Below are 14,362 nucleotides of genomic sequence, written 5' to 3'. Positions count from 1 at the left end.
CCTATAACGTGTGGTCCTGCGCGGCGGAGTGGGCGCGTTTCGACGGTATTCGCCTGCGCCGGCCACTGCGCGCGCATCCGAGGACACTGGGCACTGACATGATCGTATCGAAACCCCGGCTGCTGTTCCGGCCGGACCCGGTTCTGGGCTGGTCGCTGACGCCCGGCCATGCGGTGCAGGTCGCCTTTCGCGACGGTGTGGTCCAGCGGATCGGGGCGGATGGCTGGCGTCAGGTGCCCGGCCGCAGCGCCGCGACCGGGCCGCGGCTTGCGGTTTATGGCTGTTCCTTCACCTACGGCACCGGTCTTGCCGACGAGGAGACCTATGTCGCGCGGCTGCAGGCGGCCCTGCCGGAGATCCGCCTTCTCAATCGCGGCATCGGCGGTCAGGGCACGGTGCAGAACCTTCTGCAGTTCCGCCGCGACATCGCCGCGGGGGCGGTGGATGCGGCGATCTTCGCGATCATCAGCGATCACCGCTTCCGCAATATCCCGCACCCGTCCCGGATGCGGCAGTACCTGTCGCTTGAATGGTCCTCCCTGGGGGTCGAGCACGTCCCGGTGCTGCGCCGCGGCGGTGCCGGGCGGCCGCGCATCGTCTATCTGCCGATCTGGCAGCCGGTGATCGCGCGTGGCGGGCTCGAGGCCTTCCTGCCCGACGACTGGATGATCATCGACGCCACGCTTGCCGCGCTGGAGATGATCCGGGAAGAGGCGGCCGCGCACCAGATCCCGGTGGGCTTTGCACTGCTCGACGCGCTGGCGCCGGCATTCAACACCGCGGTCCGCGCGCGCTGCGAGAGCTGCGTCGACATCTCGGTGCCGATGGACGCGGCCCATACCCATATGCCGCATGACCGCCATCCGAATGCCCATGCCAACGCCCTTTACGCCGAGCGGCTGCTGCCACTGGCGCGCACCCTTGGCGAGACGGCGCGCAGCGGGGAGCCGACATGAGTTTCCGTGTTCTCGGGGTTTCCGCCCATTTCCACGATTCGGCGGCGGCGCTGGTGCAGGACGGACAGATCCGGGCGGCCGCGCAGGAAGAGCGCTTTTCCCGTCGCAAGGGCGATGCACGCTGGCCTGCGGCGGCCATCGCCTCCTGTCTGGCGCATTTGCCCGCGGGGGAGCGCCCCGACCGCGTCGCCTATTACGAGGACCCGGGGCACAAGATCCGGCGCATTCTCGACACCGCGCGTGGGCTCGCGCCTTCCGGGGCGCTGCAATGGCCGCGGATGATGCACAGCCTGCACACGCTGGCCGAGGACCTGCCCGGGCAGCTGACCGCGCTGGCGGGGGCGGCGGAGCGGGTGGTGCTGGTGCCGCATCACCGCAGCCATGCCGCCTCGGCCTTTTACCCCTCGCCCTGCGAGACTGCCGCGGTTCTGGTGCTTGACGGGGTCGGGGAAGCTGCGAGCACGACGCTTTGGCACGGCAGCCGCGACACCGGCCTGACCGCGCTTGCCGAGACCCGCTTCCCGCATTCGCTGGGGCTGTTCTACAGCGCGTTCACCCAGTATTGCGGCTTCAAGGTGAACTCGGGGGAATACAAGCTGATGGGGCTCGCCCCCTTCGGCACGCCGAGCTGGGCCGGACGCATCCTCGATCAGCTGATCGACCTGCGGGAGGACGGCTCCTTCGCGCTCGACATGCGCTATTTCGATTTCGACCGACGGCAGAGCGGCACCTCGCCGCTGTTCGAGGCCTTCTTCGGCCAGCCGCAGCGCCATCCCGACGAGCCGATCACGCCCTTCCACATGAATGTCGCGGCCTCGGTGCAGGCGGTGCTCGAGGCGGCGGTGGTGCGGCTGGGCCGCACGGCGCTGGCGCGGACGGGGGCACGCGCGCTGTGCCTTGCCGGCGGCGTCGCGCTCAACTGCCTTGCCAATCGCCGGCTGCGGCTCGATCTGCCGGAACTCGAGACGCTGTGGATCCAGCCGGCGGCAGGGGATGCGGGCGGCGCGCTTGGTGCGGCGCTCGAGGTCTCCGAGGCCGCGGCACGGGCCGAGGGGCGGGTGGCTCCGGCGGGCGACCGGATGCAGCATGCCCTGCTCGGCCCCGGCTTTTCCGCCGCGGCGATCCGCGCGGCGTTGCAGGCGGCGGGGCTTGTCTTCGTCGAGCAGACCGACCCCGCGGCCTATGCCGATCAGGTCGCCGCGGCCTTGGCCGAGGGGCAGGTCGTCGGCCATTTCGACGGCCGGATGGAATTCGGGCCACGCGCGCTTGGCAACCGCTCGATCCTTGCCGATCCGCGCGGGCAGGAGACCTTGCAGCGGGTCAACCGCAGCATCAAGTTCCGCGAGGACTGGCGCCCCTTCGCGCCGATCGTCCTTGCGGCGCGGGCGGCGGAGATCTTCGAGCCGCCGGTGGACAGCCCCTATATGCTGCTGGTGGCCGACCTGCGGCCGGAATTCCGCGGCGCGACCGACCTTGGCGCGGCGCGGGCGCAGGGGCTGAGCACGCCGATGGAGCTGCAAGGCGCGATCGGCAGCGCTTTCGATGCGGTGACACATGTCGATTTCAGTGCCCGGTTGCAGACGATCGACCCCGGCGACGGGCGTCGTGCCGGGGCGATCTTGCAGGCCTTCGAGGCGCGCACCGGCTGTCCGATGCTGCTCAATACCTCGTTCAACGTGCGGGGCGAGCCGATCGTTTGCCGGCCGAAGGACGCGATCGACTGCTTCCTGAACACGGGGCTCGATCTGCTGGCGATCGGGCCGTTTCTGGTCCATCGCGCGGCGCAGGGGGAATGGGTGGAGAGCCGGGTCGGGAGGGCACGCTTTGCAGCCGACTGAGATGTCAGATTTCTTCGAGCGGCTGGCCGCGGTGCTGGCGCTGGCCCCGGCGCCCGAAGCGGCGGGGCGGGGCGCGGTCGCCCCACCGGGCACAGCCAGCCTGTTTGCGCCGCCAGGCGTGGCGCAGGCGGCCCCCTTGCGCAGCCTCGGGGGGCTGTGCGCTGCGGAGCCGGGGATCTGGCCGGCGCTTGCCGCCGAGGCCGAGGCGGCGGGCGATGCCGCGATGGCGGCGCTGTGCCGGGCCCTCGCTGCCGGGCTTGCCGATGGCAGTCTGCGTCCGCCCGGGGAATGGCGCCCGATGCACCGCCTTGCCGATTTCGTCTATCCTGTCATCTGAGGGCTGTCAGCCATGGCGGGAGACGAAGGATGAGGCGGATTGTCTTGCATGTGGGGCCGGGGAAATGCGGCTCCTCCTCTGTTCAGGCCGCGATTCTGCGCCCGGCGACCGCCTTGCACGATCATCTGGCGGGGGTGCTGCTGCAGCCCGCAGAGCTGTTGGGGCTCGATCGTGAACAGCCCGAGGCCGCGGTCGAGGACCGGTTTCACCGGTTGATCGCACGGGCGCAGGCGGATCATCCCGGTAAGGTTCTGGTGCTGAGCCACGAGATGATCTTCAAGATGGTGCCGGTGTTGCGCAACCTGGCTCGGATCGCCCGCGCCCATGCCGACGAGGTGGTGGTCGTGGCCTATGTCCGGCGGCAGTCGGATTTCCTGGTCTCGGCCTACGGGCAATGGCTGTTCCGCGCGCCGGCGCGAATCGCCGAGACCGCCGCGGTCTTGCGCGATCACGGCCTTGATCCCGCGCTGTTCTGGGGCGTCGAGCGGCACCTGATCGCGGTGCTCCTCGGTGGATGGGAGGTCGGGCGGCAGCTCAGCGGGCATCTCTATTTCGACTGGTCGTCCAGCGTGTCCGAACGGGCGGCGGCGCTGGCGGCGCTTGGCGTGCCGCTGTCCGTCGGGCTGTTGCCGCGGCCCGGTTTCGAGCGGCCGCTCATTGCCGATTTTCTCGCGCGGATCGGTCTGCCGGCCGAGTTTGCGGCCGCGGTCGAGCAAGTCCGCAATCCCGGCTTTCCGCCAGCCCTCATTGAAGGCGTCTGCGCGGCGATCGAGGCGGGCTATGCCATGCCCGGGCCGGGCGAGCACACGGATTTCTTCGACTTTATGGGGACGGTGAGCGCGGACGGGGCAGGCCCGAACGAGACCTTTCTGGCCCAGCTCAAGGACCGGGTGGACACGGCCTTTGCGCCGGCGAACGCGGCCTTCGCCCGGCAATTCAGCTTGCCCGTGTCCTATTTTGCGCCACGCCGGCAGGTCACGCAGGCGCAGGCGCAGGACGAGATCTGGCGCGAGGGGGGCGTTCGGGCCGCGCTGCCAGAGGCGTTGCGCCAACGCGAGCGGGCCGCCCGCGCGGCTCTGGCGCAGATGGCCTGGGCCGCCTACCGCGGGCGGGGGGCATAGGCCTGCGGGGGGAGGAGTGGCTTGCCGCCTTTCCCGGGCTTGGCTTAGACTGCGCTACCACCAACGGGTCCGGCATCTGCGCCGTGCCAGAAATCTGACGACGGACAGCGGGCAAATGACGAATTCTGGACTGCAGGACTGCCGGGCTGTTTGTGTTTTTGTTGCCGAGGACGATCTCTTGGACAGCTGCCGCGAAATGGGGGTTCGCGGCTATCTCATCGACGGCGAGGACGGGCTCGTGCTGATGACCTCGGCCGCCGACGCGGCCGCGATCGGGGCGCGTTTCGGCACGCTCACCTTCACCCGAATGGCGTCGGTGCGGGCCCGGGAATTGCCCGACGAAACCCGCCGGCTGTCTCGCAAGGTTGCGACAACGTCCCGGGGCCGGATCGACGGCTGCGACGGCAAGACGAAGATCTGGGGCTGGTTCCATCCCGATCGCGTTCCCGGCCGCGAAATCCAGATCTTCCGGGGGGGCGAGCGGATTGGTGCCGTTTCGACGGATGTCTTCCGGCCGGATCTGTTCGAGGCGGGCGTCGGCGATGGCGTGGCGGGGTTCATCTGCTCTTTGCCGGATCTTGCGGCGCGGCGCGGCGACGTGACCATCCGCAATCTCGACGGCGATCTTCTTGGCACCTGGACCGACCCGGCGCCGAGCCCGGCCCAGGAGGCCACGCCGGCGGCGCCCGCGGACCGCCGCAGCGTCGCCACGGTGCTTGGCGCCGGAGAGCTGCCCGGCGCCGAGGCCGCGGGGCATTACAGTGCCGATCTGGGGCGGTTCGCGCTGGATTACTTCCTGGTTCCGGGCAAGACGAAGCGGATGATCGTGTTCTCGCCGGGCTTTCTGGACGCCGGGCGGTTTCCCTACCCCTATTTCCAGCGGATGAAATGGGCGCAGCAATTCGAGGATACCTGCGTTTTCCTCACCGATCCGACCCTGCTTCTGGGCAATACCCAGATCGGCTGGTTCATCGGTGACAGGACGACCCATTACCTGCCGGTGGTCGCGCGCTATCTCGAGACGCTTGCCGCCTCACGCGGCACCGCCCCCGCCGAGATCCTGTTCTTCGGCTCGAGCGCGGGGGGCTTTTCCTCGATTGCGCTGGCGGCGCATGTCCGGGGCGCGCGGGCCCTGGCGGTGAACCCGCAGACCAACGGGCTGAAGCTGCACAGCCCGTCGCAGCTGACGAACACGCTCCGCTCGTGCCTTGCCATCAGCTCGTTGGTCGACGCCTATGACGAGTACAAGGACCGGTTCGTTCTCAGCGAGATGCTCCGCCGGCTGGCATATGTGCCGCGCATGACGATCTGGCAGAACTTCTATGATCGCTATCATGTCGAGCATCACCTGCTGCCCTTCCTGCACGAGATCAAGGACCTCGCGCCGACGGAAGAGCTGGACGTGCATATCGCGGCCCGTCCCGACGAGGGGCATGAGCCGCCGAACCTGGCGGTCATCAAGCACTTGTTCTGGCCGTAGGGGCCGGGGCGACGCAGGACGTCGGCCGCGAGGGGCGGTGGTGTCAGCTCCTGCCGCGCCGCTCGGCAAGACGATGCTCGTATTGCTCGACCTTCTTCAGGATGAGCTGGCCATCCGGACGGGCGCGTCGGGCCAGCAACATGAGTTTGTAGGCATCGCTCAGGTCAAAATCCGCAGAGATCTCCATGCGCACGGCGAGATCCCGCAGCATGTCGGCATCTTCCTGGCGAAGGCCGCCGCTGATCAGGGCCCGCATGTAGATGGAGATCAGAAGATTGTCGATGGAATCGCTTGTCTCGACGGGGGCGCCGATCAGATGAGCGATCTTGTGCAGGCGGCTCACATCCAGACCGGACAGATCGTCCAGATATCCTTCGACCCCCTGCACATCCTCGGTTGCGGAGACCTTCGGATAGGCAATGCCGAATTCAGAGTTCAGGTATGAAATTTCGTCGTTCTCGGCGGGAGAGAGGGCCATCGAGAGCATATTCCGGTCGAGGCGCCCCCCGTCATCCTGGCGGAACTCGTTGGCGAGCAGGGCCATGACCCTGGCGCGTGCAGCGACACGCTGCCGGCTTCCGAATGTGTTGATCGGAAGCTTGTTCAGCCGGTAGATCAGCTTCGTTGCCGCGGATGAAAGCGATTCATTCGCCCGGACCGGAGATTTGATATCAAGCCCGATAATTTTTGCGAACCCCGTGGAGATATCGCCGAATTCGGAGATGGTCTTCTGGAAATCCCTCACGATCAAACAGTCCGCCGGCAGCCCCTTACGGAACTCATCCAGTCTGACGCGATACCGGGTCGAGATTTTCGGAAGGGATTTTGCGCCGCCCTTGATGTGTTCCTGAATCGATGATGCGGCAAAATCCTGAGGGTCCCGGACAAAGGTGAAAACCCTGACGTTCAGGCCGTGCGTCCTGAAAAAAGAGATCAGGTCTCTTTTCTCCTCCTCATAGAGGGTGCTCATATCCTCGCCCGATATGATCAGTCTTTCGTACCTATTGTCGGAAATGTCTTTTTCGAGAATATCGAGGTAGTCCGCGCGTTTTTCTTCGACCTCTGCGCGGCTTAATCCAAGCTTTCTCCAGATGTGATAATCGTATCGATTCCTTGAGAAAATCGTCGTCATCGGGATGGAGTGATTGACTTCCTGGAAGCTTGCAGAGCGGGTGGTCTGGTCCGCATACCCCTTCAGGCTTTCCTGTATCGACGACGATCCGGTCTTGTGGATGCCGATGTGCAGCAAGACTTCCTTCATGTCGGATGAACGCCCCCCGATATTCCTCGCACTCATTGACCTGCAAGCCGCATGCCGTTGCAACACAAAAATGCCGCGGCATATAACTCCCCCTTGGCCCGCGGGGCGGGTTTCGGGACACCGGCGAAGGGGCGGCGGCGCGCGCCGTCTCGTGTCGGTGCTTCTCTGCCCCGGCGGGCGGTCAGCTGCGGCGAAGGTGCCTGACGATCCATCGCATGGGGGAGGTGAGGCGCCACGAGGTCGAATGCATCAGGGCATCGTTATGGGCACTCACCGCCGAGAGCTGCTCTTTCGTCTGCTCGTAGGTTCCGGCGAGGTCTTCGACCTGTCGGCGCAGCGCCGCGAGAAGATCCGCGAGGTCCTCGGTCGCGGCAGAGACGCCCGCCGCAGGCAGGTCGAATTTCTGCGACAGGAGCCCTTGCGTCTCGGCGAGGGCGGCGCGGGCGGTCTCGATCAAGCTGCGCTGCCGATCGGCGCTGGCCCGGGCGTCTTCAAGGCCCTGCTGGTACTCCAAGATGATTTTGGCGACTTCCGAAAGCTCGGTGTCGCGTTCCGCGTTGGAGGCGCTGAGGGCGGAAATTTCATCCGCCTGGGTCTGCACCTTGCGCTCGAGCACGCCGTGCTGCGCAGCGAGGCGGACCACGTCCGCTTCGGCCTCGGCGAGGCGGCCCGAGGCCCGGGCCAGATCGCTTTCGCGCTGTGCGAGGGTCGTCTCGCTTTCGGCAAGCCCGCTCTTCAGCGCCAGATGCTCGGTTTGCAGCCGGGCCATCTCCGCCTCGCGGCGCGCCAGCTCGGCCTGGGCCGCGGCAAGGTCGCTGCGGGCGGCCGCCAGGGATTTGGTGATTTCCGAAAGCTCGGTGTCGCGGCGGTCGCGTGCCGAGCGCAGCGCGGAGATCTCCTGCGCCTGCGATTCGATCCGCAGCTCGGCCCGGGTCAGGAGGTCCTGCGTGCGGTGGAGGGCGGCGGCGGCGTCGTCGATCTCGGCCTTGCGCTGCGTCAGGGTGTTCTGCGTCCGGTTCAGCTCGTCCTGCAGGGCTTTCCGTTCGCTGCTGAGCACCTCGTCCCGGCGGGCCCGTTCGGCCAGTTCCGCGGTCAGCCGGTCGCGTTCCGCACTGGCGGCATTGCGCTCGGCGGTGAGGGTGTCGACGGCCTTCGCGCGCTCGATCAGCCGCGGCTCGATCTCGGCGGCCTTCGCCCGCGCGGCATTGCGCTCGGCGGTGAGGGTTTCGATGGTCTTTGTCCGCTCGGCCAGCTGCGGCTCGATCTCGGCGGCCTTCGCCCGTGCGGCATTGCGCTCGGCGGTGAGGGTCTCGATGGTCTTTGCCCGTTCGGTCAGCTGCGGCTCGATCTCGGCGGCCTTCGCCCGTGCGGCATTGCGCTCGGCGGTGAGGGTTTCGATGGTCTTTGCCCGCTCGGCCAGCTGCGGCTCGATCTCGGCGGCCTTCGCCCGTGCGGCATTGCGCTCGGCGGTGAGGGTCTCGATGGTCTTTGCCCGTTCGGTCAGCTGCGGCTCGATCTCGGCGGCCTTCGCTCGCGCGGCATTGCGCTCGGCGGTGAGGGTCTCGATGGTCTTTGCCCGCTCGGCCAGTTGCGGCTCGACCTCGGCGGCCTTCGCCCGTGCGGCATTGCGCTCGGCGGTGAGGGTCTCGATGGTCTTCGCCCGCTCGGTCAGCTGCGGTTCGATCTCGGCGAGTCTGGAGCGCGTTTTTTCCAGCTCCTTGGCGCGAGCATCGCCCGTGGGCGTGACCAGCGAGCCGAGCAGCACCGCGCTTTCGTCGAAGGCGTCGCGGATCTCGTCAAGACGTGCATGGTCCTTGGGATTCTCGCCGGTCTCGGCCCAGGATTGCATGATCCTGTAGGTCTCGCGCAGCCAGCCGGACAGCAGCGGATCTTGCAGCGTCGCCTCGGGGGGCGTGCTGTGGTGCTTCAGCCCGGGTTCGATGGCGTCGCGCAGCATCGGCATGTTGACCGGCGAGAACCGCGGCCAGGAAATGCGGAGCTCGCGGCCCAGCTTTTCGGCCACGCTGCCCCAGTTGTTCAGGAGCTGGTCATAGCTGGTGAAGGCGCGCGGCAGCCCGCGGCTGCCGGCCTCGGCGTCGAGGACATGGCGCAGCCAGAGCAGGGAGCCGTATTCCGGGGCGAAGGCATTGCGGGTGTGCAGCGAGGCCGCGACCTCGAGCGGGTTGCGGTGGGTGTGCACGACGATCGGCTGGATCTGCATCTCATCGAGCAATCCGGTCCAGAACGGCAGGAAGCGGCAGATCCGGGGGTCCTTCAGCGCGAAGAAGCCGGAGTCGCCATATTCGGTCTCGAGGGTGGTGCGGATGCGCTCGCGGAACTCGTCGGCCTTGGGCGAGCTCAGCCAGGAGGCGGGGAAGGGGCGATAATCGTTCCAGCTGCTGCCAGCAGAGGCAAGCAGCGCCTCGTGCTGCTTGAAGAGCGGAAAGGATTCGAAGAAGCCACGCGGATTTTCCTCGGCCGCGGGCATCGGCGTGGCCGGACCGTCGCAGCCAAGGGCGATGAGCAGTTCCGACAGGGCAGAGGTGCCGGAACGGTGCATGCCAAGGATCAGGACGACCTTGCGTTTGAGCGAACTCTTTCGGGCGGAACTGCGTGCAGTGGCACCGGAAACCTTGGAACTTTTGGATGTCGTCATGTCGCTGGTATATCGCAAAAAAGAGGCCTGTGAGCCGACCCTAGCTTGGAACTGCCGTGCCGGCTACCTCTTTGCGCGTCTTGCGGGCGGCGGAGACCGGCGCGGGGCAAGCCGGTTGCGCGCGCCGTGGTAACCGGATCTTTGCCCCATCGCGGAACAGTCGGCGGCAGCGCATTTGCCCGGAGAGCCCCGATGACCGACACCACCGCCAATCTCGACCTGCCGCGGATCCTGCCGGCGCAGGCCCAAAAACACGTCACCCACAACGAGGCGCTGCAGTTGCTTGACGCGGCGGTGCAGCTTGTCGTGCAGGGCTTTGACGCGGTGGCACCCCCCGAGATCGGGAGCGAGGGCGAGGTCTGGGCGCTTGGTGCCGGTCCCACCGGGGCCTGGGACGGGCAGGCCGGCAAGCTCGCGTTCCGCACCGAGACGGGCTGGCTGTTCCTGACCCCGCGCGTGGGCTGGCGGGCCTGGGGCCGGACCGAGGCGGATCTGCGGATCTGGCATGGAGACGGCTGGGTGTCGCTGTTCACCGGCCGCGCCGGGCTTGGCATCAACACCGGCTTCGATGCGGTGAACCGGCTCTCGGTCGCGGCGGCGGCGACGCTTCTGAACCACGAGGGGGCGGGGCATCAGCTGAAGATCAACAAGGCCGCGGCGGGCAACACCGCATCGCTGTTGTTCCAGAGCGGCTGGTCGGGCCGGGCCGAGATGGGGCTTGCCGGCAACAACGACTTCTCGGTCAAGGTCTCGGCCGACGGCGCCTCCTGGGTGACCGGGCTGACGATCTCAGCGGGCGGCGTTGCGGCCCTGCCGTCCGGGGCGACGATCGGCGGGACGCGGGCCTATGCGCGGGGCAATGTCCTCGGCGCGGTGGCGCAGGCGGCGGGGGTGCCGACCGCTGCGCTGATCGAACGCGGCAGCAATGCCAACGGGGAATATGTGCGCTTTGCCGACGGCACGCAGATCTGCACCTATTCGGCGGTCGGCGCGGCGGGGCCGATCATGACGGCCGAAGGCGCGATCTGGCGTTCGACGGAATATTCCTGGACCTTCCCGGCAAGCTTCGCCGCAACCGGCAATCTTGCGGTGAACGGGTCTTTGCGCACCGGCGCGGCGGCCTGGCTCAAGGTTCGGGTGACCGGCATCTCATCGGCGAGCGTGATGCTGTTTGCCGCAAATTCCAACGTCAACAACTTCACCGTCGATTTCAGCGCCATCGGCCGCTGGACCTGACCGAAGGGAGCCCGACATGTTTCTCATCACCCTGAGCCCGATGCGCCGCGACGACACGCTGACGGTTTCTGTTGCCGGCGATGTTCTGGTGCTGAACGGTGTGGCGCTCGATCTCGGCACCTACACCGCAGATCCCGAGGCGCCGCAGGACTGGATCGTCGGCCAGCCGGTGCAGGACGGTGGCGTCTGGTATGTGACGCTGGTCTTGCCGCATGGCGCGGATGCCCCCGAGGCAACACGGTTCCCGCCGCCGATCACGGTGACGGCGGACGGGCCCGTTGCGCTGGGCTGAGCCCCCGCGTCAGGGCGTGAAAAGCCGCACTCCCGCGCCGGGAGCCGCCGTGCGGTGGCGCAGCGCGGCGAGGTCGCGGGCCTCGATGGCCTGCAACAGATTGCGTTCTCGCGCATCCCAGGGATCGAAGCCGGGCCGGCCGGCGCCGCGCGGCAGCGCCGCCGCCGTCGCCTTCACCTGGTCCGGACCAACCGGCCCGGCTTCGGCCTGCGCGGCGATCGCGTCGAGCGCGGCCTGCGAGAAGCCCGGGCGCTCGATCCCCTCGTGCAGGGTGAAGGCGGCGGGGGCGAGGCCGGTGATCTCGGCCAGAAGCTGCGCCTCCCGCCCGGGCAGGTCTTCGGCACGATAGAGCAGCATCGGGCTTTCGGGGAAGGCCGCGCACAGCCGTTCGACCAGCGGCAGCCAGCTCATCGCCTCGGGAGGCCAGCGCAGGAAGGTGCGGAACGGCCGGAACGGCGTCGATTTCAGGGTCTCGCAATAGAGCGAGGGCAGGAAGCCGGCGAAGCCGCGCAGCCCCAGCACCAGAAGCGGGGCGTGCAGCCCGAGGTGGCGCGCCACGATCTGCGCGCGTTGCGCGCCTTGCGGATAGAGCCCGGCCGGGGTCACCGCGTCCTGCACCAGGGCAAGGATGTTTTCGTCGAAGACGAGGCGGCGCGGGCAGGCGGGGAAGGTTTCGGCCGGGGCGGGGGGCTCGGGGTGGCCGGCATGCAGCAGCGGCCGTGTCCAGGCGGAGCGGAACGGTTCCAGTCCGACCCAGCCCACGCCCGCCGCCCGCAGGGTGTGGTGCGAGCGGTCGAGCGACTTCTGCAGGAAGGTGGTGCCGGTCTTGTGCAGGCCGAGCCAGAGAATGTCACGCGGCATCAAATCCATTCCCGCCTCGCCCTGCGCCGGCCCGATCCGTCAGGTGCTCAGGATGTCCTTGTGATAGCGCATGAGCAGCACCAGCCCGAGCGCGCACAGGGCCAGCCCAACCGCCACCACATAGGCCGTCGAGACATAGGTGGCCTTGTACATCGGGTAGAAGCCGCGTCGCATCAGGCCGATGACGTGAAACAGCGGGTTGTACCAGAGGACCTGCTGCACGGCGTGGGGCAGCCGCTCCATCAGCATCAGCACGCCCGAGGCCAGGAACAGCGGCCGGGTGATGATCGACCAGATCATGCTCCAGGCCGGGTAGAGGCCCGACAGCAGGCAGTTCATCAAGCCGACCCCAAGCCCCAGGAAGGCGGCCAGAGCCAGGGCCGTGAGGATCGGGCCGAAGCTGAGCACCGAGCCGGTCTTGGCGATGATCAGGATGCCGGTGAACAGCAGGCTGATGACCATGAGGTTGGTCAATGTGTTCAGGATGAACCGGGCGAGCGCCGCGTCGAGCCAGATCACGCTCGGATAGCGCAGCAGCGGGCGCGAGAAGTTCAGGGAGCTGGCGATCGAGTTGGCCACGCTGTTGTAAAGCGTGAAGGGCATCATGCCGGTGGCGTAGAACAGGATGAAACTGTTGCCCAGAGCGGGCGAGCGCACGAGCAGCGAGAACCCCGCCGCAAGCACCAGAGTGCCGCCTAGGGGCTCGAGGATTGCCCAGAGATAGCCCCCCGGAGAGCGCCCGTAACGGGTCGACATCTCCCGCAGCATCAAAGCGATGATCGTGCGCAAAGTGGCGAAGTGGCGCGTCTGCACCCGGCTTGGCACGTTCGGGGGGGAGATGTCTGTGGGGGGCATCGCACAAATTGTTGTTCTGGTTTTTCAGGCCCTCATTATGTAGAATAAGCTGAGCAAGATCAATTCCGGCGGCACCTGGATAATAGTTTGACAAAGCAAGACAATCTCAAAGACAGCAAAGACGCGCTGGAAACCGGGCCGAAGACGGAAGGGGCGGGGACCGCGTCGACCGAGGCTGCGGGGCCGGGAGAACGGGCAGAACTTGTGCAGATGCCGCAGCGCCCCGGCGCCGGTCCCGGGCGTCGGCCCGGTGGCATGGGCGGCGGCAAGCCGGGACCCGGGCGGGGCGCCGCCAAGGAACCGCCGACGGTCATCGTGCGGCCGCTGCCCGCCGCCGCCGCGGTGAAGCGCCGCCATCGCGGGCTGCTCTACAGTCTGGCCGCGGTGGTGCTGATCCCGCTCTTCGTCACCGCGCTCTATCTCGGGCTGGTCGCACGCAACCAATATGCCTCGACCGTGGGGTTCACCGTGCGCCAGGAGGACGGCACCTCGGGGGCGACCTCGCTTCTGGGCGGGCTGTCGCAATTCGTCGGCACCAGTGGCGGTTCGCGCGACAGCGATATCCTCTATGAGTTCATCCAGAGCCAGGAGATCGTTTCGGACATTTCGCAACGGATCGACCTGGTCGGCCTCTATTCGAAGAACTGGCCCTGGGATCCGGTCTTCGCGCTCTCGCCCAATGCCTCGATCGAGGATCTGCTGCGCTACTGGCAGCGGATGGTGCGGATCTCCTATGATCAGTCGGCCGGGCTGATCGAGGTGCGGGTGCTCGCCTTCTCGCCCGAGGACGCGCAGAAGATCGCCTCCGAGGTGGTGCGCGAGAGCCAGAAGATGATCAACGACCTCAACACGACGGCGCGCGAGGACACGATGCGCTACGCGCTCGAGGATCTCGACACCTCGCTTTCCCGGCTGAAGACGGCGCGCGAGGCGATGACGCAGTTCCGCACCCGGACGCAGATGGTCGATCCGGCCTCGGATCTGGCCGGACGGATGGGCGTGCTCAACAATCTGCAGCAGCAGCTGGCGCAGTCGCTGATCGACCGCGACCTGCTGCGCGACCAGAAGGGCAGCCCGGGCGACGATCCGCGGCTCGACCAGGCCAACCGCCGCATCGACGTGATCCGCCAGCAGATCGTCAAGGAGCGGCAGAGCTTCACCAGCGCCACCGGCGAGCCGAACTCGCTGCCCGAGAATTATCCGAACCTGATCTCGGAATACGAGCGGCTGAATGTCGATCAGCAATTCGCCGAGGAGACCTATCGCGCCGCCCTGGCCGCGGTCGACGTGGCCCGCGCCAATGCCGCGCGGCAAAGCCGCTATCTCGCCGCCTATGTCCGCCCGACCCTGCCCGAGACCTCGGAATTCCCGCGCAGCTGGGTCATTCTCGGCCTGATGGCGCTGTTCCTGACCCTCGCCTGGGCGATCGCGGCGATGGTCTTCTATTCGATCCGGGACCGCCGCTGATC

General features: G+C 67.5%; 12 protein-coding genes. 8 read left to right on the top strand and 4 right to left on the bottom strand.

Annotated features, from left to right (window positions below):
* Positions 1-98 precede the first annotated feature (98 nt).
* The 5 genes from EOW66_RS12295 to EOW66_RS12275 all read left to right on the top strand — a co-directional run bounded on the left by EOW66_RS12295 (position 99) and on the right by EOW66_RS12275 (position 5,732).
* Complete coding sequence (locus EOW66_RS12295; RefSeq protein WP_128156624.1) at positions 99-956, top strand: SGNH/GDSL hydrolase family protein; 858 nt, start codon at positions 99-101, stop codon at positions 954-956.
* Positions 953-2,794 (top strand): carbamoyltransferase family protein, encoded by a 1,842-nt coding sequence (locus EOW66_RS12290; RefSeq protein WP_128156623.1) that lies wholly within the window; start codon positions 953-955, stop codon positions 2,792-2,794. Before EOW66_RS12295 ends, EOW66_RS12290 begins: the two co-directional genes overlap by 4 nt.
* A 1-nt stretch (position 2,795) precedes the next feature.
* Positions 2,796-3,131, top strand: a complete 336-nt coding sequence (locus EOW66_RS12285; protein WP_128156622.1) for a hypothetical protein — start codon at positions 2,796-2,798, stop codon at positions 3,129-3,131.
* A 29-nt stretch (positions 3,132-3,160) separates the two neighbouring features.
* Positions 3,161-4,252, top strand: coding sequence for a hypothetical protein (locus EOW66_RS12280; protein ID WP_128156621.1), 1,092 nt, complete (start codon positions 3,161-3,163; stop codon positions 4,250-4,252).
* A 178-nt stretch (positions 4,253-4,430) separates the two neighbouring features.
* Positions 4,431-5,732, top strand: coding sequence for a hypothetical protein (locus EOW66_RS12275; protein ID WP_164881110.1), 1,302 nt, complete (start codon positions 4,431-4,433; stop codon positions 5,730-5,732).
* A 43-nt stretch (positions 5,733-5,775) separates the two neighbouring features.
* Here the strand turns inward: EOW66_RS12275 and EOW66_RS12270 are convergent, their stop codons facing one another.
* A complete protein-coding gene (locus tag EOW66_RS12270) occupies positions 5,776-6,993 on the bottom strand; it encodes a hypothetical protein (RefSeq protein WP_128156619.1) in 1,218 nt (405 codons plus the stop codon).
* A 181-nt stretch (positions 6,994-7,174) separates the two neighbouring features.
* Positions 7,175-9,553 carry a hypothetical protein gene (locus tag EOW66_RS12265; RefSeq protein WP_164881109.1) on the bottom strand — a complete coding sequence of 793 codons (2,379 nt, stop codon included), beginning with the start codon at positions 9,551-9,553 and terminating at the stop codon, positions 7,175-7,177.
* A gap of 288 nt (positions 9,554-9,841) precedes the next feature.
* Here EOW66_RS12265 and EOW66_RS12260 point away from each other — a divergent pair, with 288 nt between their 5' ends.
* Positions 9,842-10,885 carry a DUF2793 domain-containing protein gene (locus tag EOW66_RS12260; protein ID WP_128156617.1) on the top strand — a complete coding sequence of 348 codons (1,044 nt, stop codon included), beginning with the start codon at positions 9,842-9,844 and terminating at the stop codon, positions 10,883-10,885.
* Between the two features lie 16 nt (positions 10,886-10,901).
* Positions 10,902-11,177 carry a hypothetical protein gene (locus EOW66_RS12255; RefSeq protein WP_128156616.1) on the top strand — a complete coding sequence of 92 codons (276 nt, stop codon included), beginning with the start codon at positions 10,902-10,904 and terminating at the stop codon, positions 11,175-11,177.
* A gap of 9 nt (positions 11,178-11,186) precedes the next feature.
* Here the strand turns inward: EOW66_RS12255 and EOW66_RS12250 are convergent, their stop codons facing one another.
* Both EOW66_RS12250 and EOW66_RS12245 read right to left on the bottom strand, forming a co-directional pair.
* Positions 11,187-12,038, bottom strand: coding sequence for a hypothetical protein (locus EOW66_RS12250; RefSeq protein WP_128156615.1), 852 nt, complete (start codon positions 12,036-12,038; stop codon positions 11,187-11,189).
* Between the two features lie 39 nt (positions 12,039-12,077).
* The gene (locus EOW66_RS12245) at positions 12,078-12,806 is read right to left on the bottom strand and encodes an ABC transporter permease (RefSeq protein WP_275402045.1); all 729 of its coding nucleotides are present in this window, start codon (positions 12,804-12,806) and stop codon (positions 12,078-12,080) included.
* A 297-nt stretch (positions 12,807-13,103) separates the two neighbouring features.
* Here EOW66_RS12245 and EOW66_RS12240 point away from each other — a divergent pair, with 297 nt between their 5' ends.
* Complete coding sequence (locus tag EOW66_RS12240; protein WP_128156613.1) at positions 13,104-14,360, top strand: sugar transporter; 1,257 nt, start codon at positions 13,104-13,106, stop codon at positions 14,358-14,360.
* Positions 14,361-14,362 lie beyond the last annotated feature (2 nt).

Origin of the sequence: Paenirhodobacter huangdaonensis, from assembly GCF_004022465.1 — a bacterium.
GTDB lineage: Bacteria > Pseudomonadota > Alphaproteobacteria > Rhodobacterales > Rhodobacteraceae > Rhodobacter > Rhodobacter huangdaonensis.
The sequence above is the reverse complement of the archived record's forward strand: the minus strand, read 5'-3'. Positions and strand labels throughout refer to the sequence as shown.